The sequence below is a fragment of the Blastococcus jejuensis genome, assembly GCF_039534705.1.
Taxonomy (GTDB): domain Bacteria; phylum Actinomycetota; class Actinomycetes; order Mycobacteriales; family Geodermatophilaceae; genus Blastococcus_B; species Blastococcus_B jejuensis.
This window is the reverse complement of the sequence record NZ_BAAAVV010000009.1, coordinates 90,731-116,151: the sequence shown is the minus strand read 5'-3', so window position 1 is coordinate 116,151 and position 25,421 is coordinate 90,731. Positions and strand designations below refer to the sequence as shown.

Here is a 25,421-nt window from a genome sequence, read left to right as displayed (position 1 = left end):
CCACCACTCTCCCACCGTGGGTCGGGGCGGCGGCGAACCGGTCACCGAGGCCGCCTCAGCCACCCAGACTCAGGGCCGCCAGCGCCGCGTTGACGATGCTGCCCGGCAGCAGGTCGTGCACCTCGTAGAGGTCGTGCACGCTGCCCGACTGGCCGAACGCGTCCACCCCGAGCGGGACGGCGGGCACCCCCAGCGCCGAGCCGAGCCAGGCCATCGCGTGGGACGACGCGTCGTGCACGGTCACGACCGGCGCGCGGTCGGGGAAGGCCGTGCGCAGGGCACCCGGGACGCTGGGCGCCGTCGCCGTCCGCACGCCCTGGCGCAGCGTCCGCTGCCAGGCCGAGTACAGCCGGTCCAGCGACGTGACGTCGACGACGTGCGCGGCGATGCCCTCGTCGGCGAGCTCCGCGGCGGCCGCCAGCGCCTCCGGGAGCACAGCCCCGGACGCGGCCACGTGCACGACGGGTGCACCGGTGTCGCGCAGCTCCGGGTGGTCGTGGTGGGCGTCGACGAGCCGGTAGGCGCCCGCGAGGACCTGCCGGCGCAGCACCGCCTCCCCGATCCGCCGGCGGGCCGCCTCGAACGGGGCCTGGTCGACCGGACGGGTGGTGAGCCGGAAGTAGTAGGCGCCGTCCTCGGCGGGGGCGGCGGTGCCGGCCCGCGGCGGCCCCGCCGCGATGTGGCCGAGCGCGTCGCAGAGCAACCAGTCGAGCGCCGTCCCGTAGGCGGGCTCCACGAACGTCACCCCCGGCAGCTCCAGCCCCACCGACGCGGTGATCGTCGACTGGTGGGCCCCGCCCTCGGGAGCGAGCGTGATCCCCGACGGCGTGCCGGCGACCACGAAGCGCGCGCCGGAGTAGGTGCCGTAGAGGAATGCGTCCAGGCCGCGGAGCACGAACGGGTCGTACACGGTGCCGACCGGGAGCAGCGGCTGGGCCGACAGGTCCCAGGATAGGCCGAGCTGGCCGAGCAGGAGGAAGAGGTTCATCTCGGAGATGCCGAGCTCGATGTGCTGGCCCGCCGGATCCTCCGCCCAGCGCAGCATCCGGTCCTCGTTCCACGACCGGCGCTCCGTCGGTGAGAACACCCCGGTCTTGTTGATGAACCCGGCCAGGTTGGTCGAGGTGGCGACGTCGGGCGCGGTCGTGACGAGGTAGGGAGCCACGGCCTCGTCGCGGGCGAGGTCGACCAGGACCCGGCCGAAGACCTCCTGGGTGGAGATCGGCCGGCTGACGCGGACGTTCGTCGCGGGCGGCACGTCCACCGGCAGGGCCGGCGTCCGCGGCTCGCGGGCCAGCGCCTCCCGCCGGCCGGCGACCCAGATGCCCGCCGGGGAGGCGGGGTCCAGCCGGTCCCACTCGGTCTCGCGGTCCAGGCCGTGCTCGAGCCGCAGGACGTCGATCTGCTCGGTGGTGAGCAGCGCGGAGTGGTTGCGAGGGTTGCCGGCGATCGGCAGGCCCCAGCCCTTGACGGTGTACGCGAAGACCACGCTCGGCCGGTCGGTCTCCGCGTCGCACTGCGCGAAGGCGCGGAGCAGGGCGTCGACGTCGTGCCCACCCAGGTCGGTGACCAGCGGGCCCAGCTCGTCGTCGGGGATGTCGGCGATCCACTCGCCCACCTCGGCCGGGGCGCCGTCGAGGAACTGCTTGCGGAGCTCGGGACCGGCCATGCCGAACAGGGACTGGTACTGCTCGTTCGGCATCGCGTCGATCCAGGCCCGCAGCCGGTCCCCGCCGGGACGCGCGTACGCCTCCTCGAGCCGGCGCCCGTACTTCACCTCGACGACGTGCCAGCCCGCCGCCTCGAACTGTCCCCGCCACTGGTCGATCCGGATGCCGGGCACCACCCGGTCCAGCGACTGACGGTTGAAGTCGACCACCCACATGACGTTGCCCAGACCGGCGGTCGCGGGGTCGGCGACCGCCTCCCAGATGTTGCCCTCGTCGAGCTCGGCGTCACCGATCAGCGCGACGAACCGCGAGGCGGGTCGGGCGCCGAAGTGCGCGTCGACGTACCGCCGGACGACGGCGGCGAACAGCGGGGCGGCCGCACCGAGCCCGACCGATCCGGTGGAGAAGTCCACCCCGTCGGGGTCCTTCGTGCGGCTCGGGTAGGACTGCAGGCCACCGCGATCGCGCAGCCGTGGCAGGTAGGAGCGGTCCAGGTTGCCCAGCAGGTACTGGATCGCGTGGAAGACCGGGGAGGCGTGTGGCTTCACGGCGACCCGGTCCGCTGCGTCCAGGTGCGCGAACCACAGGGCGGTCATCACCGTCACCAGCGAGGCGCTCGACGCCTGGTGCCCGCCGACCTTCACACCGTCGTCGGTGTGGCGGTCGTGGTTGGCGGCGTCGACGATCCGGGCGGCCAGCCAGAGGATCCGGCGCTCGATCTCCTCCAGGACCTCGTGGTCGACGGGAACGGTGCGGTCAGCCGAGGGCATGGGCAAGATCCTGCTGCAGGTCACCGACGTCTTCCAGGCCGATCGACAGGCGCAGGATGTCCGACGACGGCCGGGCCCCCGGCGCGACCGGACGATGGGTGAGCGCGGCCGGGTGCTGGACCAGGGAGTCGACCCCGCCCAGCGACACCGCGTGGGTGAACAGCCGGACCCGCTCGGTCACCCGGGCGGCGTGGTCGTGGCCACCGTGCAGGGCGATCGCCAGCATCGCGCCCGGCCCTCTCATCTGACGCCCGACGAGGCCGGCCGGATCGCCCTCGGGCGTTCCGGGGAAGAAGACCCGACGGACGGCGGGGTAACCGCCGAGCCAGCCGGCCATCTTCTCGGCCGACGCCTGCTGGGCGCGCACCCGCAGCGGCAAGGTCGGCAGCCCCCGGTGCAGGAGGTAGGCGGCCATCGGGTGCAGGATGCCACCGGTCACCGCCCGCACCCGGCGCAGCGCGGCCGCCCAGGCCGCGTCCCCGGCGACCACGCCACCGACCGCGTCCCCGTGCCCGCCGAGGTACTTCGTGGCGCTGTGCAGCACCAGCGTCGCACCGTGCAGGGCCGGGTTCTGCAGCACCGGGGTGGCGAAGGTGTTGTCCACCAGCAGGGGCCGGCCCTGGGCGGCCCGCACGACGGCGGCGATGTCCACCAGCTCGAGGGTCGGGTTCGCCGGCGTCTCCAGGACGACGAGACACGTGTCGTCACGCACCGACGTCGCCACCTCGGCCGGCGCGCAGAACGTCACGTCGACGCCGAGCAGGCCCGAGGCCAGGAGATGATCGGTCCCGCCGTAGAGCGGGCGGACGGCGACCACGTGCGCCCCGCCCCGCTCGGTGCGCGCCGCCAGCACCGCCGCCGTCAGCGCCGCCATCCCGGAGGAGAACGCGACGGCCTCCTCGGTGTGCTCCAGTGCCGCCAGGGCGGCTTCGAACCGGGCCACGGTCGGGTTCCACAACCGCGCGTAGACATTGCCGCCGTCGGTCGGGTGGCCCCCGGTGGCCATGGCCTCGTAGGAGGTCCCCCCGCTCTCCACGCCGGGCAGCGGATTGGTGGAGGAGAGGTCGAGCGGCAGCGCGTGCACGCCGAGGGCGCGGAGATCGTCACGGCCGGCGTGCACAGCGCGCGAATCCAGAGCCAGATCCATCGAGATCATGGCCAGGATGCTGCAGAGATCCGCGGCCGGACTCAATGACCGCCGAGGAAGATGCTGCCTTGTTGGATAAATCTGCAGTTTTCTGCAGAATGAGGCGTGATCTCCGCGCCGCCACCGAAGAAAGTTCGGCCCACCTCGCTGGACCGGACCGACCTGCGGATCCTCGCGGAACTGGAGGACGACGGCCGGTTGACGAACGCGGCCCTGGCGACCCGGGTGGGCATCGCGGAATCGACCTGCATCCAGCGGGTGCGCGCACTGCGCGAGACCGGCGTGATCAGCCGGTTCCGCGCGGAGATCGACCCGGCCGCGCTCGGCCTCGGGCTGCAGGCCGTGATCAAGGTGCGACTCGGCAGCCACAACCGGGATCACGTGCACAGCTTCCACGCCACGCTGACGGGGATCCCGGGCGCGCTGACGATCTTCCACGTCGCCGGCGAGGACGACTACCTGCTGCACGTGGCCGTGCCGTCGGCGGCGGCGTTGCGGGATCTGGTCCTCGAGCACATCACGGTCCACCCCGCCGTGCGGCACACCGAGACCCAGCTGGTGTTCGACGTGATCCGGGGAGCCGGCGTGGTGCGACCCCGGTCGAGCTGAGCTCGCACGCGCGCCCGTTGCACGTGAAACCGGAGGAGGCCTAGGTTCCGCGGCCATGTACCTGTCCCCGCCGCCGGACTCGCCCGACGCCGACCGGATGTACGCCGACGACCGCGCCGAGATGGGCTTCGTCATGACCGGCTCGCAGCTGTGGGCGCACCGGCCGGAGCTGCACGACGGGCTCTTCGCCCTCCTGGGCGCGGCCAGCACGGCCGCGGGCCTTACCGCTCGCGAGCGCGGCATCCTCGTCACGGCGTGCGCCTCGACCCTGGGCGACTCCTACTGCTCCATGGCCTGGGGCTCGAAGCTGGCGGCCCTGGCCGACCCCGAGCTGTCCGGGGAGGTGCTCCGCGGGCTCGACGACCGGCTGACCGACCGGGAGCGGGCGCTGGCCGGATGGGCCCGCCGGCTCGCCCGGGACGCGAACGGCACGACGGCCGAGGACGTCGACGGGCTACGGAACGCCGGGTACGACGACGGGCAGATCCTGGCGATCACCACCTATGTGGCCCTGCGGATCGCATTCTCGACGGTCAACGACGGGCTGGGGGTTCAGCCCGAACCCGAGCTGGCCGCCGGGGCGCCGGAGTCGGTGCGGTCCGCGGTCACCTACGGGCGGCCACCCGCGGTCTGAGGAGGGTGCTGGCCCGGCGAACGTCCGAACGCACGAGACGTGACGTGTCGCCCGGCAGACGGGTCCTTGGCCCCTGCCTGCATCGGGACGACCGCACACACGCTGGTCGTCATGGCCTTGCTGGCGCCACGAGACGTAGCAGCGCTCGCAGCGAGACATGACGTCAAGCGGTTGATCAAGGCGCTGAACACCGGTCCGACCCGCGGGGATGCGGCGGTCGCCCTGGGCCGGCTCGGCGCCACCGAGGCCGTCGCCCCGCTGATCGCCGCGCTGCGCGACCCGGACGTCTACGTCCGCCAGGCGGCGGCGTGGTCATTGGGGCTGCTCGCCGACGCGAGCGCCGTCCCGCCGCTGATCGACGTGCTCGCCCACGACGATGCCGTGCGCGAGTGGGCGATGACCGCGCTACAGGCGTTCGGCGCTGCAGCCGTCGAGCAACTCCTCCTCGCCCTGCGGGCCGGGGACCCGATGGTCCGGCGGGCGTCCGCCGAGGCGATCGGCCGCTTTGGCGACGGGCAGGCGGTCGAGCCGCTGATCGCCGCACTCCGATCGGGATCGGACTTCGGGAACCGTGACCTGAAGTGCGCCGCAGCGGACGCGCTGGGGCGGCTCGGTGACGCCCGCGCGATCGCGCCGCTGGTCACCGTGCTCACCACCGGCGACGACCACGAGGTCCGCGCTGCCTGCCAGGAGGCGCTGTGCCGCATCGGCGAGCCGGCGGTCGAGGCGCTGGTCGCCGCCGTGCGGAGCGGGCAAGGGCTCGCTGGCTACACGGCGACGGAGACGTTGGGCCGCATCGGCGACGCCCGCGCGGTCGAACCGCTGCTCCAGCTGCTCCACGACGGAACGCAGTACCTGGAGTCGGTGGCGGTCGCCCTCGGCCGGATCGGCGACCCGCGCGCCATCTCCCCCCTCGTCGACGCGCTGCGGAACCTGCCCTGGCTCGCCGACGACACCCGGTCGGCAGTGGCCACGGCGCTCGGCGGTTTCGGCCGACCGGGGGCCGTGGCGCTGCTCGAGGCGTTGCACGGGAACGGCGCGCACCGCCGGCGCGAGTTCGCCGACCGCGACGTCGCGACCGCTCTGGGCGCCGTCGGCTCTGCGGCCTCGACACCCTGATCGGCTCCCTCGCCGACGGCGACCCCCTCGTGCGCTGCGCCGCGGCCGAGGGACTCGGGCGGGCCGGGAACCCCGCCGCGATCCCTGCCCTGCTCACCTGCCGGGACGACTCCGACGAACTGGTGCGCGCGACCGCAGCCGTGGCCCTGCAGATGCTCGGTCTCCCGGCCGCGCTCGCGCCGGACGAGGCCGGCCTACGCGCCCGGGCCTGCCCGCTGCTCGCCCGGATGTGGCGCGGCTGCACCGAACGCACCGCGGCCTTCGTGGGCAGCGAGTACACGGCGCTCGGCGAACTCACCTCCCTGCTGGACCGTTCGGCGGGCGACGTGGACGCCGACCTCCTGCGCCGCCTGGCCACGCTGCCGGAGGAGATCGAGCTCGAGCCCGTGGACGTCGACGGGGACGAGTACGAGCAGCGCCTGAGCTACGCGGCGGTACGGGATCGCGCGTTCGAGGAGCTCATGCGCCGTGCGCCGGCGTGGGCCGAGATGCGCGAGTCGCCAGAAGAGGAGTGACGATGATCGGCTTCCGGACGACGCCCGAGAAGATCGCGAAGTGGAGCAGGCAGAAGCCGCGCCGGACCCCATCAGGCGCCGTGCCGGCGTGGGGGGAACTGACCGGCGCCGACAAGGTGGTGCGCGCCCTCTCGGATGACGATCCGGCCGTGCGCGCGGCCGCTGCGGCCGCCCTCGCGACCATCTCGACGGAGGACATGACCAGCGCGGGACGTGATGCGGTCGTGCCGTCGCTGACGCGCTGCCTCCGCGACGGCGACCCCGCCGTCGCGACCAGCGCCGCCCGGGAGCTGCCGGGGTTCGGCGACTGCGATGCACTGGTGCCGCTGGCCGAGGCCCTCGACCGTTCACCACATGCCGGGACCAGGGCGGCCGCGCTGGACGGCATCCTGGGCATCCTGCGCGGCACCGAGGCGTACGCGTCGATCCGGCAGACCCTCGCGGCGACGTCGCACAAGGTTGGGCTGAGCCGCGACACGGTCGATCTGCTGCTGTACGCCGCCGCCCGCAGGTCGATCGAGCTGAAGATCGACCACGCGAACTCGCCGATCGGCGACGCGTTCGTCGACTGCGGCCCCAAGGCGGGCAGGCAGCTGGTCCGGGCCGGGCAGGAGATGGGCGACCCGTGGGCGGTGCGGTTCGGCACCAGGATCGTGGAGGGCCAGGAGTGCGGTGCCCACCACACGCCGGACGACCACTGCGTGTGCACCAGGTGCGGAGAGACCGTCCACGACTTCTCGCCGAAGTGCGTGTGCCGGTACTGCGGCTACCGCGCGCACGACTTCTCCGGCATGGGGGTGGTGAGCGGCTACCTCAACTACTGCCGTCGGTGCGGGCGCGCGTACATGCACGTGCAGTCCGGCAACGTCACCGAACTCGACCCGGTCCCCGAGCCGGCGCCGGCACCCCAGACGTCCTCGAGCGGTGTCACGTTCACCCAGGAAGAGCTGGACTACATGGCCGCCCACGCGCCGGCGTCGGCCCGGCAGCGGAAGTCGTCCGGCCGCACACCGAAACGTGGGGGCAACCGCTGATCGGGTCCTGTGGTGGAGACGAGGGGAATCGAACCCCTAACCCCCGCCTTGCAAAATCGACCGAGGGGCGGTTTGGCGCAGTGGGCTGTGACTGGAACTCCCACTTGACCAGCACTTTTACCGATGGTCACTCATAGCTGTCGTTGGCCGATTTTGGTCGTTCTGCGGACCATCTGCGGACTGTGGGCGGACTGGCGTCGCCGCATCAGTGGCCTCGGACACTGCCCTGACGACAGCACCCGCTCCCACACCCGCGGGAGCCTCTCCGACTGCGCCGCCCGCCGGAAGGGCGCTTCGCGTCCCTACGGGATGGGCCTCCGGCCCACCCTTCCCCCGGCGCTGCGCAGTCGGAGGGGAGCCGGTTATGGGGAAGCGGATGGACCCTTGGCGACCGCCGCGTCCTGCCTGACGCGGTGAATCTGGGTACCCCTGATTGGGCCGCTGTTGGACACAAGGCGGCTCGTACGCCCTGCGCTGGAGGACCCGACCGGAACGTAGCGTGTCCTTTGTGAATGGCGAATCCCGTGCTGCCTCCGCCATGACCGGCGAGCAGTTTCTGGACTTTGCGAATGAGTTGTACGTCGCCGTTGCGGAGGAGGCGTACCTGTGGGAGTTGCCCGACGGCTCCCGCGACTTGGCGGCTGACGGCTGGGTGCAGCACGGCCCTTGGCGACCCGAAGACTGCTCAGGGGCGCTCCTGGTGTGGTTCGACGCCGGATTCCTTGGGTTGCTGCGTCGCTGGCCCGAGGAAGAACCGGTCCCCACTGGACAGGCCGCTGAGCTCTTGCGGTCTCCGGACCAGTGGGTTCAGAGGCCCGATGGCTCGATGAACGTGGCCGTCGTCGCCACCGCCGCAGGAGAGGCCGTGCCCGCGGACGACTGGGTGCAGGCTCTTCACGTGCTGCGTCCTGCACAAAGGCCCAGCGGGTAACTGACGAGCGCCAGACTCTCTCAGAGTGGGCCGCTATGGGACCCTCGGCGACCTTCGGGAGAGGTCGGGACTTAGACAGGGCCCATGCGCTCTGCCTGAGGCGGTCAGCTCCACTGCCGGGACACGTCAAACCCGTCGGGCCGGAGGCGTACCCAGAGATCGCCTTGGCGCTCCAGCTGGTCGATGAACTCCGGCAGCCGCTCCTCGAGCAGATCAGCCGCATCGAACTCATTGCAGGCAAGCCAGAGATGCTTGCCCACGACCATCTGCCGCCGGCGTTGACTGAACTCGCGGTCATGCGTGACGAGTACGGCCTTCTGCTCTTGCGCGTAGACGGTGAGCTGGTCGTCGTCTACATAGGCCAGGTTGGCCTGCGCAGCGGTCCATGCGTCGTGACCCAGCTTCCTCAACCGCGAGGCAACCGATTCGGGCACGTTGTGGTCGCAGAAGAACCGCACGCCAGCCCGGCTAGCCGTCAGGCGACGCGCGAGCGCACTGCGGCAATGTCCCGCCGTGTCAGTAGCGGAAACTCTCGGAGGATCTCGGCTTCACCGCGCCCAGCATCGAGGTACCGGCGGATGGTTGCCACGGGAATCCGGGTCCCACTGATCACTTCCTTATGCCCCAGTGTGCGACGCCGCTTCTCCACTTCTCCGACAGTCGCCCTGGGCCTGCGAGCCGAGGACCCGATCCGAGCTCGCAGAGGCTCCAGGTCGAGTACCTGAGGGATCACCCCTTGTCCGGGTGCGCGCCCGTCCTCCCAGTGCCCGTTCTCGTCTTGCAGGTAGAGGCGACCACCGATGACGGCGTACCGGACCTCTGTTAGGGGGCTGTCGATTCCGCGGCCTCGCACCCGGTCAACAACAGTCCGGATGTGCTGGAGCGGTACGCCACGCGCGCGCATCTCGGCCACGATCATGGCGGCCAGTAGCTCAACGTAGCTGTACAGGCTGATGGGCCGGTGAGGAGTGAGCCGCTCATTGACCGACGGCATGACGAGACCTGTTCGGGCCCAGTAGTCAAGGCGGCTCGGACGCACGCCGGCCAGGCTCGCCGCCCGCTCCCGGGTGGCCATAAACAGTCGTTCGTCGACGTCCACCGCCACCCTCCTCCATCGTTGCTCCCCGACCGGATCGTGCCGAATATGGCACGGGCTGCCCACGATTGCTGCAGCGGCTTCCCTCCGAGATTGTCCCGTTACAGAAAGTCACTCCAGCGAGGGGCGGGGACGCCCGAAAACCGGCTTCGTCAGCCTCGGCCCTGACGACTGACATCGGCCCACAACATGGCGTCGCTGTCTCTACAGGGCCCACTAAAGGGACAGCACCGTTACTCGGGTGCCCCCAGTGCAGAGCGCCCCCGATGGTCGCGGCCAGCCGGCTCGCTACGACTGCCCTCCGGGGGGACGCTGCGCATCCGTTGGTCGCAGCCGCGTGGTCGACGTCGGAGACCCGCGACTAGCCCGCCTGCCCCCGCGCCGGCCGACCTCACGACCGGTGTCCGAAAGGACCCACTTCTCTGCGACCACCCGGTCGCCCTTCTTCCAGACCTGGTGGTCGAGGGGCCGCCTCAGTTGCCGCGCGAGCCAAGAGACGGCCACCTCGGCGGCCTCGTCGTCGGTCATAGGTACGCCACGAACGACGAGCGCCTCCTCGTCCCTCTCGTCGAAGTCATCCCAGAGGTAGGTGTCTCCCCAGTAGCCGCCGAGGAAGCCGTCGTCCCAGCGGACTTGGATGTGGTTGGTGATGACAGGCCACTTCCCGTCGGGAACCTCCGGCAGATCAACCATCAGGAGGCAGCCGGCGTAGTCGGTCTCCCAGGTCTCGCCCGGCTCGACGAGGTGCACGAGCAGCTCGGAGGCAAGGGTGCGAACGCGGCGGAGGAACGGCGTCGTTCTGTCGCTCGGGAACCACTCGGTCGCGTTCTCGCGGGAACTCACGTCAGGCAGTTTCGCGCATCACGGCGGCGGAACCCGCAGCTGTCCCATAAGCCGCCCTCACGGACACCGGCGCCCCCACCCTGCTGGGCTGCACCGACGCGTTGGTCGACGCCCACGTAAGCAAGCCGCGCGACGCCCCCGGTGTGAGGGCTCGGCACGACGGGGAGAATGTCTGCCTGCGCCGATCTAGCGGCGCAACGACATCAGGTTGACAGGGCAGTCGAGAACCGACAGCGCCCTTCTTCAGCAAGTCGGCCAGGGATTGAGCTGTACTGCCAATACCACCAACACGTACCGTCAATGTTCCAGTATTTACTCAGGAACGGCACGCATGCTACCAATAGAGGTAGTACGGGCCCCGCCTCGCGGGGCCCATTGCCGTTTCTAGGGGTGACCTGTTGGTCATTGTTGGGTGGCATTAGAAATGCGCGGTGGAATGAAGGTGTACGCCGGGTCGGCGGCGGCCGCCCGGGCGTATCTGGAGGCCGACCGCGGCCGGGCCGATGACTACTACCTGATCGAGGGCACCGGACTGGCCCGCCGCTTCGTGGCCCGCGACGGACGGGTGGCCGAGCGGGCGCCGCTCATGGGGGAGACCTACGAAACCTGGGTGGCCGGGCTCGACCCGGACACTGGCAACCCGCGGGGGCGGCTGCGCACCGACGAGCGTGGGGTGCGGTTCGTCGAGGTGGTGGTCAACGGCCCGAAGTCCTGGTCGCTGGCCGCCGCGATGCACGACGACGTGGCGGCCGCCTACGACGCCGCGCAGGACCGCGCCGCCGTCCAGATCATCGGCTGGCTCGCTGGGCACGCGACCACCCGGGTCGGCCCGCGCGGCGGCCAGGTCCAGCTACCGGTGGAGATGCTGGAGGCGGTGACGGTGCGGCACTACACCTCCCGCGCCGGAGACCCGCACCGGCATCTGCACCTGCAGATCAGCGCCCGGGTGTTCGCCGCGGGGAAATGGCGCGGACTGCACACCGTCGGCGTGCGCGACTTCCTCGCCGCCGTTAACGGAATCGGGCACGCTGCGGTCGCCTGCGATCCGCAGTTCCGGGCCGCACTCGCCGGCCACGGCTACACCCTGGATGCGACTGGAGAAATACTGGAGCTTGCCGCCTACGTCGGCCCGTTCAGCGCAAGGGCGACGCAGATCGGGCACAACCTGGACCGCTATGAACGCGACTGGATGGCGGCGCACCCCGAAAACCAGCCCGGTCCGGCGCTGCGGAGGGCCTGGGACGCCCGCGCCTGGGCCGAGGGGCGCCCGGACAAGGTCATCCCCCGCTCCGGGGCCGACCTCGTAGCGCGGTGGCGAGCCGAGCTGGGGGCGTTGGGCTATCGCGATCCCGCCCGCCCCGTCTCGCTGGCGCCGACCCCGATCGGCGCGCTCGACCGCGAAGCTGCCGTCGACACCGTGCTGACCCGGCTGGCCGCCGGCCGCTCGGCCTGGAACGCCGCCGACGTCCGCGGCGAGGCCGAGCGGCTGCTCGCCGCCGAGGGCGTCATCGCCGAAACGGCGGTGCGCCTCGAGTTGGCCGAGGACCTCACCGCCCGCGCCCTTGGCCGGTGCGTCCCACTTGTGGACCGGGAGGGAGTGCCTGAACACGTCCGGTCCTGGACCTCGCGACCGGTGCTCGACGTGGAAGCCGACCTGCGCGCCCGGTTCGCCGCCCGCGCCGACCAGCCACCGCCGGGTGCACCGCCGCCGGCGCCGCTGGCGGCCGGCGTCGTCCGGGGCATGGACGCCGGTCAGGCCGCGGCAGTCGCGATGCTGGCCGGCGACCGACGGTTGGTCGTAGTGGAGGGCGCGGCCGGCACGGGCAAGACCACGGCGCTGGCCGCCACTCACGCCTTGCTCGAACGGCAGGGGCGGCGGCTTGTCGTGGTGACCCCGACGCTGAAGGCCGCTGAAGTCGCGCGCTCGGAGGTTGGCGCGGCCGCAGGATCGGCGGCGTCCCTGGTCTTCGCCCACGGCTGGCGTTGGAACGAGCCCGGCGAGTGGACCCGACTCGTCCTCGGCGAGGTCGACCCAGTGACCGGCCGCATCCACACCGGGCCGGCGGAGGGGACCCGGCTGCGGCCCGACGATCTGCTGATCGTGGACGAGGCCGGCATGCTCGACCAGGACACCGCCCGCGCTCTGCTCACCGTCGCCGACGAGGCCGGGGCGCGGCTGGCGCTGCTGGGGGACCGCCACCAGCTCGCTGCGGTCGGCCGTGGCGGGGTCCTGGACCTGGCGGCCACTCAGGTCGATCCGGCCGCCTTTTTGACAATGGAGTCGGTGCACAGGTTCACCCGCACCGACAGCACGGGCCAGTCGGTTCCGGACGGTGAGTACGCCGAGCTGACGTTGGCGATGCGGCGGGGTGACACCCCCGGTGTGGTGTTCGACGCCCTCCTCGCCCGCGGCCAGATCCACCTGCACCCAGACCCCGCAGCGCTGCAGGACGCCCTGGCCGCGACTGCCGCCCACGATCCCCAGGCAGCCTGCGTTGCAGTGGTGGCGGACACCCGCGATCAGGTCAACGAGCTCAATGCCGCCATCCGCATTCAGCTGGTCACCGACGGCCGCGTCGATGACGTCCGGGTCGTGACCACGCGGGCAGGTCAGCGGATCGGCGCCGGCGACAGGATCGCCACCCGGCGCAACGACCGGAACTTGGAGGTGGCCAACCGAGACTCGTGGACCGTCACCGCGGTCGGCCGACGCGGTGGGCTGCTGGTCACGGCCGACACGGCCACCGGTGACGTCTCCCAGGGCGATGTCACCCCGGCCGGCGCACGGGTCCGGGTGCTGCCCGCCGACTACGTCACCGAGCACGTGGAGCTGGCCTATGCCAGCACGGCGTACGGCGTGCAGGGTGACACCGTTCCCGCCGCGCACGTGGTGATCGGTGACCAGACCGGCGCGGCCTCGGCCTACGTCGGTATGACCCGCGGACGGTTGTCCAACACCGCGCACCTCGTCGCGGCCGACGTGGCGGAGGCCCGGGTGCAGTGGATTGCCGTCTTCGGCCGCGATCGGGCCGACCTCGGCCCAGGCCACGCGGCCGAGCTGGCCGCTCGAGAGGCCGCCCGCGACCGCCAGGACCGGTCGCGCGACCGGACGGCAGCCGCTCCCCCGCGGCCGGTCGCCCCGGTACCGAGCGTCTCCCGGCCCGAGGCGGAGCGTTGGGGACCACCCCTCACCCGTGGAGGCGCCGCGCCGGGCATCGGTCGATGAACAGGGCCGCCTCCACCGGGGCAGCGCGAGTCCGGACACCAGCAACAGGATGAGAACTGGAGATTTTCTGGAGCCATCGGTGGTCGGCTGTCACCAATCGCACCCAAATGGCGCCTTCTCCCATGACGGAGCACCGCCCATCCGAGCCCACCGGAGCCAGCCATGTCCGACGATCCCGCCCGCCGCGAGCCCGAGCTGCTCACCATCACGGAGGCCGCCGAACTCCTCCGCGCTCCCGTCGCCACCCTCCGGTACTGGCGTCATCTGGGCACCGGCCCACGCAGCTTCCGCCTCGGCCGCCGCGTCCTCTATCGCTCCGCCGACGTCCGCGGCTGGATCGACGCCCAACAGGGACAGGTCACCAGCGACCGGTAAACGGCAGCGAGCTGCGGATCCCCAGCCCAGACGGCAATTCACAGAACGTTGTGGATTCACCGGACGACGACTGCCGGCGGCACGCTGGCGCACGAGATGAGCGCGTGAGAACTGGAGCTCCCGGCTGCGCAGGTCGGCCCCGGGCTCGTAGATGAAGGTGGTTAGTGATGGCCTCGATCGCACGCAGACCTGACGGCACGTACCGGCCGCGGTACCGCGACGAACACGGTAAGGAACACGCCCGCCACTTCAAGCGCAAGGTCGACGCCCAGCGATGGCTCGACGAGGTCACCGCGGCCGTGCAGACGGGCACCTACGTCGACCCCAAGCGGGCCAGGACGACCGTGGGCGAGCTTGCGCCCGTCTGGCTCGCCGGGAAGATCAACCTCAAGCCCACCAGCCGGGCCCGCTACGCCGACGTCCTCAAGACCCACGTCCTGCCGCGCTGGGGGAACGTCGCGCTGATCCGGGTGACCCACGGCGACGTGCAGGCCTGGCTCTCCGAGCTCTCCGACCGGGGGCTGGCCGGGGCCTCGGTCCGCAAGGCGCAGGGCGTCCTGTCCGGCATTCTCGGCCTCGCTGTGCGCGACCGGCGCCTGGCGGTCAACCCCGCGCTGGGCGTGGCCCTCCCCCCGATGCAGGAGAAGCGCCGTCGGTACCTGACCGCTGAGCAGCTCGAGGCACTCGCCGACGCCGCCGGGCCCGGCCGGGTCGCGGTCCTGGTTCTGGGCTACTGCGGGCTGCGCTGGTCGGAACTGGCTGCGCTGCGGGTGCGGCACTTCGACCTGCTGCGCCGGCGGGTGCTCGTTGAGGAGGCCGTTACCGAGGTCGACGGCTCCCGCCTGGTGTGGGGCACCCCCAAGACTCACGGCCGCCGCTCGGTGCCGCTGCCGCGGTTCCTGGTCGACGAGCTGGCCCGCACGGTGGTGACCCGCCCCGCCGACGAGCTGGCCTTCCCCTCGCCGCAGGGCGCGGTGCTGCGAAACCGCAATGCCCGGTCCGCCTGGTTCGACGCCGCGGCACAGGCCATCGGAGAGTCCGGGCTCACGCCGCACGAACTCCGGCACACCGCGGCCTCGCTGGCGATCAAGGCCGGCGCCAACGTCAAGGCGGTCCAGCGGATGCTCGGGCACGCATCGGCGGCTATGACCCTGGACCGCTACGCCGACCTGTTCGACGACGACCTGGACGACGTGGCCGACCGGCTGGACACGCTGCGGGCCGCATCCCGCGGACGAGTTGCGGACTTTTTGCGGACTGAGACCCCGTCGGAGGGCTCGCCAGAGCCCCCGACGGAGGTGAATCCGCAGGTCAGAGGAGTGGAGACGAGGGGAATCGAACCCCTAACCCCCGCCTTGCAAAGGCGGTGCTCTGCCAATTGAGCTACGTCCCCTGAGCTGATGCCCGAACCGCCGCGGCGGCGGGCGGGATCAGCGCGCGGTCGGGGTGCTGACCGCGTTCGGACCGCGGGTGGCCTCGTGCCAGAGATCGGCCTCGGCCTTGCCGCCGGCCCGCTTGCGGAGCGCGGCCAGCGCGCCTGCCGCGACCGCGACCAGCGCCAGTTTCTTCAGCACGCGGAGTACCTCCTGGGGCTGGTCGGCGCCGGAGGCTCCGGCACACGGGTGGGCCTGGGAGGACTTGAACCTCCGGCCTCATCCTTATCAGGGATGCGCTCTAACCGTCTGAGCTACAGGCCCGTGAACCATTCGCAATGCTACCGGTCGACCCGAGTGGGCCCCCGGAGGGGGTCCGCGCAGGGACGACGCTGGGGCTCCACGCAACGGGGGACGGCACGTGGCCGCGGTGTCGTCCGGAGGACGACAGATCACCTAGTCCCGCTCGGACAGTGTGATCTCCAGGCCGCCGACCAGGTCGGAGCACAGGTTGTAGATGAACGTGCCGACGGTGCACAGCGCGGTCAGCAGCACGATGTTGATCGCGCCGATGACGGCCGCGCCGCCGAACACGACGCCCGGGGTGATGACGTCGCCGGTGGACTCGGAGCCGGAGACGCTGCCGACCTGGCCGAACAGGTCGTTGAGCGTGTCGAAGACGCCCAGTGCGTTGAGGACGCCGTAGAGCACGCCGACCGCGACCATCCAGATGAAGAACAGGGCGATCGACAGAACCAGCGAGATCTTCAGCGCCGACCAGGTGTCGATGTGCCGCAGCTGCAGCCGGGCGCGGCGCGGGCCGCGGCCGCGGGACCGGCCCTTGTCCGCGCCCTTCTTGTCCGACTTGACCGCCGCGGGCGCCCCACCGGAGGGCCCGTCGGCAGGGAACGACCCGACGATCGCCGTCTCACCCGCCGGCGAGCCGGCCCCGGCGGACTGGGCGGGCACCGAGCCGGTGCCCTGGGACCGCGGGGTGCTGGCGCCGGGGATGGACTGCGTCGACGAGGCCGGGAGGGGCTGGCCCGCCGAGGCGTCCTGCGGCTCGGAACCGTCGTCGCCCCGGGATCCCGTGCGCACCGAACCCTGCGTCCGGTCGCTCATGCGTGTCTCCCGTTCCCCAGCGGCGCCGGCCGCTCGCTCGAGACCGGGCTCGGGTTTCCGCTGGTGGCGGCAGCCCCGAGCCGGTCGGATCTGGGACCCAGACTAGGCCGCGGGCTCGTCGTTGTCCGTGGTACGGGCGATTGCCACGATGCTCACGTCCTCCGGCAAGTTCATGAGCTTGACACCCATCGTGGCGCGGTCCTTGTTGTGCCGCACCCCGTTGACCGGGGTGCGGATCACACCGCCGCCGGAGGTGATGGCGTAGAGCTCGTCGCCGAGGGTCACCGCCAGCGCCCCGACCAGCGCCCCCTTCCGCGCCTTGGGGTCGGCGGTGAGCACGCCCTTGCCGCCGCGGCCCTGGTTCGGGTAGTTCTCGATGCCGGTCCGCTTGGCGAAGCCGCGCTCGGTGGCGACCAGGACGTCCACGCCCTCCTGCACGACCATCATCGACAGCAGCCGGTCGTCGTCGGACAGCGAGATGCCGCGGACGCCCTCGGTGGCCCGCCCCATCGGCCGCAGCGCCGTGTCGTCGGCGGTGAACCGGATCGACATCGCCTTGCGGGTGACCAGGAGCAGGTCCTGGTCCTGGTCGATGAGCACGGCCCCGACCAGCTCGTCGCCCTCGCGCAGGTTGATCGCGATCACGCCGCCCTGGCGCGGGGAGTCGAAGTCGGTCAGCCGGGTCTTCTTCACCTGGCCACGCGCGGTGGCCAGCGCCAGGTACGGGGCGACCGCGTAGTCCTTGATCTGCATGACCTGGGCGATCTTCTCGTCCGGCTGGAAGGCCAGGATGTTCGCCACGTGCTGGCCCCGGGCGGTGCGGTTGGCCTCGGGCAGCTCGTAGGCCTTGGACCGGTAGACCCGACCCTTGTTCGTGAAGAACAGGATCCAGTCGTGGGTCGAACCCACGAAGAAGTGGTCGACGATGTCGTCCTGCTTGAGAGCGGCCCCCATCACGCCCTTGCCGCCGCGGCGCTGCGAGCGGTAGAGGTCGCTCTTGGTCCGCTTCGCGTACCCGGTGCGGGTGATGGTGACGACGACCTCCTCCTCCGCGATGAGGTCCTCGATCGACACGTCGCCGTCATTGGCCACGAACTGCGTGCGGCGGTCGTCGCCGTACTTCTCGACGATCTCGGCCAGCTCGTCGTGGATGATCTGCCGCTGCCGCTCGGGGGAGTCGAGGATGGCCTGCAGGTCGGCGATGCGCGCCTCGAGCTCGGCGAGCTCGTCGAGGATCCGCTGCCGCTCGAGGGCGGCCAGCCGGCGCAGCTGCATGTCGAGGATCGCGGTCGCCTGGATCTCGTCGATGTCGAGGAGATCCATCAGGCCGCCGCGGGCGGCGTCGGCCGACTCGCTGTTGCGGATGAGGGCGATGACCGCGTCGAGCTGGTCGAGGGCCTTGGCCAGGCCGCGCAGGATGTGCGCGCGCTCCTCGGCCTTGCGCAGCCGGTAGCGGGTCCGGCGCTGGATGACCTCGATCTGGTGGTTCACGTACAGGCGGACGAGCTCGTCGAGCCGCAGCGTCCGCGGGACGCCGTCGACGATCGAGAGCATGTTGCAGCCGAACGTCGTCTGCAGCTGGGTGTGCTTGTAGAGGTTGTTCAGCACGACCTTGGCGACGGCGTCACGGCGCAGCGTGATGACCAGGCGGCGGCCCACGCGGTCGCTGGACTCGTCGGCGATCTCGCTGATGCCCTGCAGCCGGCCGTCCTTGACCGCCTCGGCGATCGCCTCGGCCAGGTTGTCCGGGTTGACCTGGTAGGGCAGCTCGGTGACGACGAGCTGCACGCGGTTGCGCGCGTCCTCCTCGACCGTGACGACGGCCCGCATCTTCACCGAGCCGCGGCCGGTCCGGTACGCGTCCTCGATGCCCTCGCGGCCGACGATGAGCCCGTGGGTCGGGAAGTCGGGGCCCTTGACCCGCTCCATGCACGCGGTGAGGGCTTCCTCGGGCTCGGCGTCGGGGTGATCGAGCATCCAGAAGACGGCGGCGGCCACCTCGCGCAGGTTGTGCGGCGGCATGTTGGTGGCCATGCCGACGGCGATGCCGGCCGAGCCGTTGATCAGCAGGTTGGGGATGCGCCCCGGCAGGACCAGCGGCTCCTGGTTCTTGCCGTCGTAGTTGGGCTGGAAGTCGACGGTCTCCTCGTCGATGTTGGCCAGCATCTCCATGGCCAGCGGGGTCAGCCGCGCTTCCGTGTAGCGCATCGCGGCTGCCGGGTCATTTCCGGGGGAACCGAAGTTGCCCTGCCCGTCGATCAGCGGGTAGCGCATCGACCAGGGCTGGGCCAGCCGCACGAGGGCGTCGTAGATCGCCGAGTCGCCGTGCGGGTGGTAGTTACCCATGACCTCACCGACGACGCGCGCGCACTTCACGTAGCTGCGGTCGGGGCGGAAGCCCTGGTCGTACATCGCGTACAGCACGCGACGGTGCACCGGCTTGAGGCCGTCACGGACCTCGGGCAGGGCGCGGCCGACGATGACCGACATCGCGTAGTCGATGTAGCTGCGCTGCATCTCCTGCTGGAGGTCGACCGGCTCGATGCGGTCGCGGGGCGGGGTCTCGGTCACGGTTCAGGTCTCCACAGGTCGGTGCACAGCAGTGGACAAAGTCGCAGGTCAAGGACGCTGTCGGCGGGTCGCGGGGTGATCCGCGCCGACCGCTAGACGTCCAGGAACCGCACGTCCTTGGCGTTGCGGGTGATGAAGCTGCGGCGGGCTTCGACGTCCTCGCCCATGAGGATGCTGAACAGCTCGTCGGCGGTCGCGGCGTCCTCGAGGGTGACCTGCAGCAGGATGCGCGTCTCGGGATCCATGGTCGTCTCCCACAGCTCCTTGGCGTTCATCTCGCCGAGCCCCTTGAACCGCTGGATCGCGTCGTCCTTCACCTTGCGGCCGGACTCGGCGGCCGCGCGGAGCACGGCCTCCTTCTCGCGGTCGGTGTAGACGTACTCGTCGCCGTGCTTGCCGCCCCACTTGATCTTGTACAGCGGCGGCTGGGCGAGGTAGACGTGACCGGCCTCGACCAGCGGACGCATGAAGCGGAACAGCAGCGTCAGCAGCAGCGTGCGGATGTGCTGCCCGTCGACGTCGGCGTCGGCCATCAGGATGATCTTGTGATACCGGAGCTTCGAGAGGTCGAACTCGTCGTGGATGCCGGTGCCGAACGCGGTGATCATCGACTGGACCTCGTTGTTCTTGAGGACCCGGTCGATGCGCGCCTTCTCGACGTTGATGATCTTGCCGCGGATCGGCAGGATCGCCTGGAACATCGAGTCGCGGCCGGACTTGGCCGAGCCGCCGGCCGAATCGCCCTCGACGATGTAGACCTCGGAGTTGCGCGGGTCGGTCGAGCGGCAGTCGGCGAGCTTGCCCGGCAGGGAGTTGTTCGAGAGCAGGTTCTTGCGGGCCAGCTTGCGGGCGTCCTGCGCCGCGCGCCGCGCGCGGGCCGCCGACGACGCCTTGACGATGATCGTCTTCGCCTCGGTCGGGTTGGCCTCGAACCAGTGGGTGATCTGCTCGTTGCAGACCCGCTGCACGAAGCCCTTGACCTCGGTGTTGCCCAGCTTGGTCTTCGTCTGGCCCTCGAACTGCGGGTCGCCGAGCTTCACCGAGACGATCGCCGCGAGACCCTCGCGGATGTCCTCACCGGTGAGCTTCTCGTCCTTCTCCTTGAGCAGCTTCTTCTCGGTGGCGTACCGGTTGACGATCGAGGTCAGCGCCGCACGGAAGCCCTCCTCGTGAGTGCCGCCCTCGTGCGTGTTGATCGTGTTGGCGAACGTGTAGACCGACTCGGAGTAGGCGTCGGACCACTGCATCGCCACGTCGACCGACATGCGCATGTCGTTCTTGCCCAGGCCCTCGGCGCCGAAGCCGATGACCGACTTGTGGATCGGGGACTTCTTGGCGTTGATGTGCTTGACGTAGTCCTCGAGACCGCCGTCGTACCGGTAGGTGATCTCCGTGGCCTCGAAGGCCGCGTCCTCCGTGCCGGCCTCGGGTGCGGCCTCGGCGACGGAGATCTCGTCGGCCAGGCCGGTCTCGGCCTTGCCCTGACCCGGCCGCTCGTCGCGCAGGACGATGGTCAGTCCCTTGTTGAGGAAGGCCATCTCCTGCAGCCGACGGCTGATCGTGTCGAACGAGTAGTGCGTCGTCTCGAAGATGTCGCCGTCGGCCCAGAAGGTGATCTGGGTGCCACGCTTCTTCGTCGGGCCGACCTTCTCCAGCGCGCCGGGCTTGGCCAGGTCGTAGTGCTGGTGCCACTCGGTGCCGTCGCGCCAGATGCGGACGTCGAGCTGCTTCGACAGCGCGTTGACGACGGTGACACCGACACCGTGCAGACCGCCGGAGACCGCGTAGCTCTTGCCGTCGAACTTGCCACCCGCGTGCAGGATCGTCATGACGACCTCGACGGTCGGTCGCTTCTCCACCGGGTGCATGTCGACCGGGATGCCACGGCCGTTGTCCTCGACCCGCACGCCGCCGTCGGCCAGCAGGGTGACCCGGACCGTGTCGCAGTGGCCGGCCAGCGCCTCGTCGACGGAGTTGTCGACGACCTCCCACACCATGTGGTGCAGGCCGCGCTCACCGGTGGAACCGATGTACATACCGGGCCGCTTGCGGACCGCCTCGAGACCCTCGAGAACGGTGATGGAGCTACCGGAGTAGGCGTTCTCAGCCGGGGCGTCGGTCTTCGGTCGAGCGACCACGTGGGGCCTTCCTTTCGCGCAACCGGCACGCGACTCTCCCGATCAGGGAGAGTGAGCGCAATGCGCCTCGAGGGGCGCAGAACGGCGCTGGGCCGGTTGCTGGCGGTTTCTGTTGTCCAGGATACCGGGTCCACTGACAGGAATGCCGCCGTCCACGCCCTGACGTCGTGTCTGCGCCTCTCGGAGCGCGTCGCCCACCACCGGTGCTGGCCCCGGGTTCGACACGCCGCCAATGGACCGCCTGGGCCGACGGCCTCCGGTGACGCCTAGTCGCGGTGCTGCTGCGGGTCGTCACCACTGAGCGCGGCGGGGTCGAACTCCGCCGCATCGCGCCCCGTCCGCCGGTTCAGCAGCACCGTCACCCCCCACAGGACGACGCCGACGCCCAGCAGGACGCCGGCGATCTGGTACTGGACGGCGGGCCGGCCGGCGAACGGGGTGGCCAGGTACGCACAGGCGAGCGCCCCGACGACAGGCAGGACGGTCGGCGTGCGGAAGTGCCCCTCGTCCGCCGGCCTCCGCCGCAGGACCAGGACGGCGACGTTCACGACGGCGAAGACCATCAGCAGCAGCAGCGCGGTCGTGCCGCCGAGGTCGGGCACGGCGCCGACGAAGGTGACGAGGCCGAAGGCGAGCGCGGTGGTGAACAGGATCGCGGTCACCGGCGTCCGGCGACGGGCATGCACCCGGCCGAGCACGGGCGGCAGGACACCTTCCCGCCCGAGGCCGTAGACCAGCCGGCTGGCCATGAGCATGTTGATCAGGGCGGTGTTGGCGACCGCGAACATCGTGATGACCCCGAACAGGCCGAGCGGGAACGCCGGGGCACCTGCTTCGACCACCTGCAGCAGCGGGGTCTCGCCCTCGCTCAGCTGGTCGGCGGGCACCAGCGCGATGGCCGAGATCGAGACCAGGACGTAGATCAGGCCGGTGATGCCCAGGCCCAGCAGCAGGACCTTCGGGAAGATCCGCCGCGGCTCCTTGGTCTCCTCGGCCATGTTCACCGAGTCCTCGAAGCCGACCATCGCGAAGAACGCCAGGCCGGTGGCGGCGATGACGCCGGTGAGCACCGACTTGTCGCCGGTGTCGAACTCCGTGACCCGCGAGAAGTCGCCCTCGCCGATGCCCAGTGCCCACACGCCGATCCCGATGATGATCAGCAGCCCCGACAGCTCGACGCACGTCAGCACGACGTTGGCCTTCACGCTCTCGCCGACACCGCGGACGTTGACCAGCGCGACGAGGGTCATGAAGCCCAGGCCGATCAGCGTGATGCCGATGCCCTCGCCGAGGTCGACGTCGAGCACGGCGGCGGCGTTGGCGCTGAACGCACGGGCGGCGGTCGACGCCGAGGTGATGCCGGAGCTCATGACCGCGAAGGCGACGAGGAACGTCAGGAAGTGGATGCCGAAGGCCTTGTGCGTGTAGAGCGCGGCCCCGGCGGCCTGCGGGTACTTGGTGACCAGCTCCAGGTAGCTGAACGCGGTGATCAGCGCGACCAGGAACGCGATGAGGAAGGGCAGCCAGACCACGCCGCCCACCTCGGCCGCGACCGTGCCGGTCAGGGCGTAGATGCCGGTGCCCAGGACGTCGCCGACGATGAAGAGCAGCAGCAGACCCGGCCCCATCACCCGCTTCAGGCTGGGCTGACCGCCTCGGTCGCTGTCCTGCTCGATGTGCGCTGCGCTCGCCATGGTGATGGATGCTCTTCGCTGCCCGCGGCGCTGTCGACTCGGACGTGATCTTCCGGTGACGCGAGCGCGACGCGGGCTGCGCGGCGGACACTCGGCCCATGCCCTCGGCCGAGACCACACCGCTGACCCGGCCCCTGACCTGCCTCGTCACCGGAGCGACCGGGTACATCGGTGGGCGGCTGGTGCCCGAGCTGCTGGACGCCGGCCACCGGGTGCGGGTGATGACCCGGTCCCCCGAGCGGCTGCGGGACCACCCGTGGGCCTCCCGTGTCGAGATCGTCCGCGCCGACGCAGGGGACGCCGACCAGGTCGCGACGGCCTGCGCCGGCGTCGACGTCGTCTACTACCTGATCCACGCGCTCGGTAGCGGCCCGGAGTTCGAGGCGACCGATCGGCACACGGCCGAGGTCATGGCCCGCGCGGCGCGGGAGGCCGGGGTCGGCCGCCTGGTCTACCTCGGTGCGCTCGAGCCGGAGGGCGAGGAGCTCTCGCCGCACCTGCGGTCACGCATCGAGGTCGCGGAAATCCTGCTCGCGTCCGGGGTGCCGACCGCCGTCCTGCGGGCCGCGGTGGTCCTCGGGTCTGGGTCGGCGTCGTTCGAGATGCTGCGGTACCTGACCGAGCGGCTACCGGTGATGGTGACCCCGCGGTGGGTGCACAGCCGGATCCAGCCGATCGCCGTCCGCGACGTGCTGCGCTACCTCGTCGGCTGCGCGACGCTGCCGTCGTCGGTGAGCCGATGCTTCGACATCGGCGGTCCCGACGTCATGAACTACGCCGAGATGATGCAGCGGTACGCCGCCGTCGCCGGCCTGCCGCGGCGCCGGATCCTGCCCGTCCCGCTCTTCTCGCCGTCGCTGTCGAGCCACTGGGTCGGGCTGATCACGCCGGTCCCGGCCGGGATCGCGCGGCCGCTGGTGGAGTCGCTGCGCAACACCGTCGTCTGCCGCGAGCACGACATCGCCGAGTACGTCCCCGATCCCCCGGGCGGCCTGCTCGGGTTCGACGAGGCGGTGGGTCTCGCCGTCCAGCGTGTCCGCGACTCCGCCGTCACCACCCGGTGGGCGTCGGCCTCGGTACCGGGCGCGCCCTCGGACCCGCTGCCCACCGACCCCGACTGGGCCGGCGGCAGCCTGTACGTGGACGAGCGGGTCCGCCGGAGCCCCGCATCGGCGTCGGCGATGTGGCAGGTCGTCGAGGGGATCGGCGGGGAGACCGGCTGGTACTCGTTCCCGCTGGCGTGGCGGGTGCGCGGTGCCCTGGACAGGCTCGTCGGCGGCGTGGGTCTGCGCCGCGGCCGGCGGGACCCGCGCCGGCTCTACGTCGGGGACGCCCTGGACTTCTGGCGGGTCGAGGAGCGCGAGGAGGGCCGGTTGCTGCGGCTGCGCGCCGAGATGCGGGTGCCCGGCCTCGCGTGGCTCGAGTTCCACGTGGAACACGCGCCCGACGGCGGCAGCGTGCTGCGGCAGCGAGCCACGTTCGCCCCCCACGGCCTGGCCGGCCACCTGTACTGGTGGGCGGTCGCGGCCTTCCACGGCATCGTCTTCGGCGGCATGGTCCGCGGCATCACGCGCGCGGCCGAACGCGCCGTCGCCTGAGCCGTGGCGCCCTGCCTCACCTGCGGGGAGGTCAGCCGACGCCGAGGGCCGCCACGATCGCCGTGAGCAGCCGGGCGTGGTGCTCGAGCAGCTCGGGGCGGTGCCCGTCGGGCCGGACGGCGGCGACGTGGCCGGCCGCGGACCAGAACTCGTCGCCGTCGTCGGTGCCCAGCAGCAGGCTCTGCACCGCCGAGTCCTGCGCGAGGCGCTGGAGCCGGGGCGAGTCCTCGGCCACCAGCAGCACCCAGCGCAGGTCGAAGGCCTCGTTCCCGCTGGGCAGCTGGAGCAGGCCGCCGGTCCGGTGCTTCCAGAACCGGGCCGGGGAGAGCCGGAACGTGGGGACCGTGCCCAGCATCGGCGCAGCGGTGACCGCATACTGCGGGACGATGTACCGCCCGGAGGCGTAGACGACGTCGAAAGCCACCAGTTCGAGCGCGCCGGCCCGCCCCCGCATCACACCGGCCGGACGGGAGTCCTTGCCCAGCCGCATCATCGGGGCCGACGCGACGAGGTCGGCCAGCGGGCCGTCGCCCGGCCCGGTGCCGTCGGACACCGTCCAGCCCCGCTGCACCGCCCATGCCTGGGCCCCGACCAGGTCGCCCTGGTAGGCGAAGACCTTCTCGACCTCCCCGGGCTCCCGCACCCGCCGACGACCTCCGAACAGGCCACCGCCGGCCGGCGGTTGCTCGGTGTCCGGCCCCGCGGGCCGATCCGGCGCAGGACGGTCGCGGGCGGGGTCGGTCGCCGGCAGGTCCCAGCCGGGCGGCTGCCAGGCGTCGCGGTCGGCGTTCGGGTCCTCGTCCCGGGGGGTCCGGCGGCGATCGGCGAAGTTGGGCTCGGCGTCGTCCGCCGGGCCGTTGCCGCCGTCCCCGAGGTGGGGCGGCTCCTGCCAGTTGCTGCCGTCGTCGGGGCGGTCGTCGAAGGGGTCCCGGTCGCGGGGGGTGCTCATCGGTTCG

19 protein-coding genes, 2 tRNA genes and 2 pseudogenes are annotated in these 25,421 nt (G+C 71.4%); 10 read left to right on the top strand and 13 right to left on the bottom strand.

All coding sequences use genetic code 11. The features are described 5' to 3' along the window. Nucleotides 1-55 precede the first annotated feature (55 nt). Both ABD644_RS17445 and ABD644_RS17440 read right to left on the bottom strand, forming a co-directional pair. Entirely contained in the window at nucleotides 56-2,440 is a 2,385-nt protein-coding gene (locus ABD644_RS17445; protein WP_344690269.1) for a transketolase-like TK C-terminal-containing protein, read from the bottom strand. After that, nucleotides 2,427-3,596, bottom strand: coding sequence for a trans-sulfuration enzyme family protein (locus tag ABD644_RS17440; protein ID WP_344690268.1), 1,170 nt, complete (start codon nucleotides 3,594-3,596; stop codon nucleotides 2,427-2,429). The genes ABD644_RS17445 and ABD644_RS17440 overlap by 14 nt, the downstream gene beginning before the upstream one ends. A 96-nt stretch (nucleotides 3,597-3,692) precedes the next feature. Here ABD644_RS17440 and ABD644_RS17435 point away from each other — a divergent pair, with 96 nt between their 5' ends. The 6 genes from ABD644_RS17435 to ABD644_RS17410 all read left to right on the top strand — a co-directional run bounded on the left by ABD644_RS17435 (nucleotide 3,693) and on the right by ABD644_RS17410 (nucleotide 8,429). After that, a complete protein-coding gene (locus tag ABD644_RS17435; protein WP_344690267.1) occupies nucleotides 3,693-4,196 on the top strand; it encodes an Lrp/AsnC family transcriptional regulator in 504 nt (167 codons plus the stop codon). Nucleotides 4,197-4,251: 55 nt separating this feature from the next. Further along, nucleotides 4,252-4,830, top strand: a complete 579-nt coding sequence (locus tag ABD644_RS17430) for a carboxymuconolactone decarboxylase family protein (protein ID WP_344690266.1) — start codon at nucleotides 4,252-4,254, stop codon at nucleotides 4,828-4,830. Between the two features lie 111 nt (nucleotides 4,831-4,941). Further along, nucleotides 4,942-5,949 carry a HEAT repeat domain-containing protein gene (locus ABD644_RS17425; RefSeq protein WP_344690265.1) on the top strand — a complete coding sequence of 336 codons (1,008 nt, stop codon included), beginning with the start codon at nucleotides 4,942-4,944 and terminating at the stop codon, nucleotides 5,947-5,949. A gap of 29 nt (nucleotides 5,950-5,978) precedes the next feature. Continuing rightward, nucleotides 5,979-6,464: a HEAT repeat domain-containing protein gene (locus ABD644_RS17420; protein WP_344690264.1), complete on the top strand. Its 486-nt coding sequence runs from the start codon at nucleotides 5,979-5,981 to the stop codon at nucleotides 6,462-6,464. A gap of 2 nt (nucleotides 6,465-6,466) precedes the next feature. Continuing rightward, nucleotides 6,467-7,498 (top strand): HEAT repeat domain-containing protein, encoded by a 1,032-nt coding sequence (locus tag ABD644_RS17415; RefSeq protein WP_344690263.1) that lies wholly within the window; start codon nucleotides 6,467-6,469, stop codon nucleotides 7,496-7,498. Between the two features lie 508 nt (nucleotides 7,499-8,006). Continuing rightward, entirely contained in the window at nucleotides 8,007-8,429 is a 423-nt protein-coding gene (locus tag ABD644_RS17410) for a hypothetical protein (RefSeq protein WP_344690262.1), read from the top strand. Nucleotides 8,430-8,533: 104 nt separating this feature from the next. On the opposite strand, the gene ABD644_RS17405 is transcribed toward ABD644_RS17410, so the two are convergent. The 3 genes from ABD644_RS17405 to ABD644_RS17395 form a co-directional block, all read right to left on the bottom strand. Then, entirely contained in the window at nucleotides 8,534-8,887 is a 354-nt protein-coding gene (locus ABD644_RS17405) for a DUF5615 family PIN-like protein (protein WP_344690261.1), read from the bottom strand. Nucleotides 8,888-8,904: 17 nt separating this feature from the next. Beyond that, on the bottom strand, nucleotides 8,905-9,528 hold the full coding sequence (locus tag ABD644_RS17400; protein WP_344690260.1) for a DUF433 domain-containing protein: 624 nt from the start codon (nucleotides 9,526-9,528) through the stop codon (nucleotides 8,905-8,907). A gap of 285 nt (nucleotides 9,529-9,813) precedes the next feature. Continuing rightward, entirely contained in the window at nucleotides 9,814-10,368 is a 555-nt protein-coding gene (locus ABD644_RS17395; RefSeq protein ID WP_344690259.1) for a hypothetical protein, read from the bottom strand. A gap of 436 nt (nucleotides 10,369-10,804) precedes the next feature. Here ABD644_RS17395 and mobF point away from each other — a divergent pair. The 3 genes and pseudogenes from mobF to ABD644_RS17380 all read left to right on the top strand — a co-directional run. Beyond that, nucleotides 10,805-13,486: pseudogene (gene mobF, locus ABD644_RS17390) on the top strand (MobF family relaxase); the annotation flags it as partial. A 270-nt stretch (nucleotides 13,487-13,756) separates the two neighbouring features. Further along, nucleotides 13,757-13,969 (top strand): helix-turn-helix transcriptional regulator, encoded by a 213-nt coding sequence (locus ABD644_RS17385; protein WP_344690258.1) that lies wholly within the window; start codon nucleotides 13,757-13,759, stop codon nucleotides 13,967-13,969. A gap of 167 nt (nucleotides 13,970-14,136) precedes the next feature. Next, nucleotides 14,137-15,084 (top strand): annotated as a pseudogene (locus tag ABD644_RS17380) (tyrosine-type recombinase/integrase); the annotation flags it as partial. A 205-nt stretch (nucleotides 15,085-15,289) separates the two neighbouring features. Here the strand turns inward: ABD644_RS17380 and ABD644_RS17375 are convergent. The 7 genes from ABD644_RS17375 to ABD644_RS17345 form a co-directional block, all read right to left on the bottom strand. Next, nucleotides 15,290-15,362, bottom strand: a tRNA-Ala gene (locus ABD644_RS17375). Nucleotides 15,363-15,399: 37 nt separating this feature from the next. Then, nucleotides 15,400-15,543 carry a DLW-39 family protein gene (locus ABD644_RS17370; protein WP_344690257.1) on the bottom strand — a complete coding sequence of 48 codons (144 nt, stop codon included), beginning with the start codon at nucleotides 15,541-15,543 and terminating at the stop codon, nucleotides 15,400-15,402. 49 nt (nucleotides 15,544-15,592) lie between these two features. Beyond that, nucleotides 15,593-15,666 (bottom strand) — tRNA-Ile (locus tag ABD644_RS17365). Nucleotides 15,667-15,798: 132 nt separating this feature from the next. Beyond that, the gene (locus tag ABD644_RS17360) at nucleotides 15,799-16,464 is read right to left on the bottom strand and encodes a DUF3566 domain-containing protein (protein ID WP_344690256.1); all 666 of its coding nucleotides are present in this window, start codon (nucleotides 16,462-16,464) and stop codon (nucleotides 15,799-15,801) included. A gap of 102 nt (nucleotides 16,465-16,566) precedes the next feature. Beyond that, nucleotides 16,567-19,035 carry a DNA gyrase subunit A gene (gyrA, locus tag ABD644_RS17355; RefSeq protein WP_344690255.1) on the bottom strand — a complete coding sequence of 823 codons (2,469 nt, stop codon included), beginning with the start codon at nucleotides 19,033-19,035 and terminating at the stop codon, nucleotides 16,567-16,569. Between the two features lie 92 nt (nucleotides 19,036-19,127). Further along, nucleotides 19,128-21,173: a DNA topoisomerase (ATP-hydrolyzing) subunit B gene (gene gyrB / locus ABD644_RS17350; RefSeq protein WP_344690254.1), complete on the bottom strand. Its 2,046-nt coding sequence runs from the start codon at nucleotides 21,171-21,173 to the stop codon at nucleotides 19,128-19,130. A 266-nt stretch (nucleotides 21,174-21,439) separates the two neighbouring features. Then, nucleotides 21,440-22,867 carry an APC family permease gene (locus ABD644_RS17345; RefSeq protein WP_344690253.1) on the bottom strand — a complete coding sequence of 476 codons (1,428 nt, stop codon included), beginning with the start codon at nucleotides 22,865-22,867 and terminating at the stop codon, nucleotides 21,440-21,442. A 98-nt stretch (nucleotides 22,868-22,965) separates the two neighbouring features. On the opposite strand from ABD644_RS17345, the gene ABD644_RS17340 reads away from it, so the two are divergent. After that, a complete protein-coding gene (locus ABD644_RS17340; protein ID WP_344690252.1) occupies nucleotides 22,966-24,465 on the top strand; it encodes an SDR family oxidoreductase in 1,500 nt (499 codons plus the stop codon). A gap of 31 nt (nucleotides 24,466-24,496) precedes the next feature. On the opposite strand, the gene ABD644_RS17335 is transcribed toward ABD644_RS17340, so the two are convergent. Further along, nucleotides 24,497-25,414 carry a hypothetical protein gene (locus tag ABD644_RS17335; RefSeq protein ID WP_344690251.1) on the bottom strand — a complete coding sequence of 306 codons (918 nt, stop codon included), beginning with the start codon at nucleotides 25,412-25,414 and terminating at the stop codon, nucleotides 24,497-24,499. Between the last annotated feature and the right edge of the window lie 7 nt (nucleotides 25,415-25,421).

Excerpts from the sequence above, each read along its gene's own strand:
- ABD644_RS17445 (WP_344690269.1), bottom strand. The coding sequence starts at position 2,440 with ATGCCCTCGGCTGACCGCACCGTTCCCGTCGACCACGAGGTCCTGGAG.
- ABD644_RS17430 (WP_344690266.1), top strand. The coding sequence starts at position 4,252 with ATGTACCTGTCCCCGCCGCCGGACTCGCCCGACGCCGACCGGATGTAC.
- ABD644_RS17335 (WP_344690251.1), bottom strand. The coding sequence starts at position 25,414 with ATGAGCACCCCCCGCGACCGGGACCCCTTCGACGACCGCCCCGACGAC.
- ABD644_RS17415 (WP_344690263.1), top strand. The coding sequence starts at position 6,467 with ATGATCGGCTTCCGGACGACGCCCGAGAAGATCGCGAAGTGGAGCAGG.
- ABD644_RS17385 (WP_344690258.1), top strand. The coding sequence starts at position 13,757 with ATGTCCGACGATCCCGCCCGCCGCGAGCCCGAGCTGCTCACCATCACG.
- ABD644_RS17340 (WP_344690252.1), top strand. The coding sequence starts at position 22,966 with ATGCCCTCGGCCGAGACCACACCGCTGACCCGGCCCCTGACCTGCCTC.
- ABD644_RS17345 (WP_344690253.1), bottom strand. The coding sequence starts at position 22,867 with ATGGCGAGCGCAGCGCACATCGAGCAGGACAGCGACCGAGGCGGTCAG.
- ABD644_RS17425 (WP_344690265.1), top strand. The coding sequence starts at position 4,942 with ATGGCCTTGCTGGCGCCACGAGACGTAGCAGCGCTCGCAGCGAGACAT.
- ABD644_RS17360 (WP_344690256.1), bottom strand. The coding sequence starts at position 16,464 with ATGAGCGACCGGACGCAGGGTTCGGTGCGCACGGGATCCCGGGGCGAC.
- ABD644_RS17440 (WP_344690268.1), bottom strand. The coding sequence starts at position 3,596 with ATGATCTCGATGGATCTGGCTCTGGATTCGCGCGCTGTGCACGCCGGC.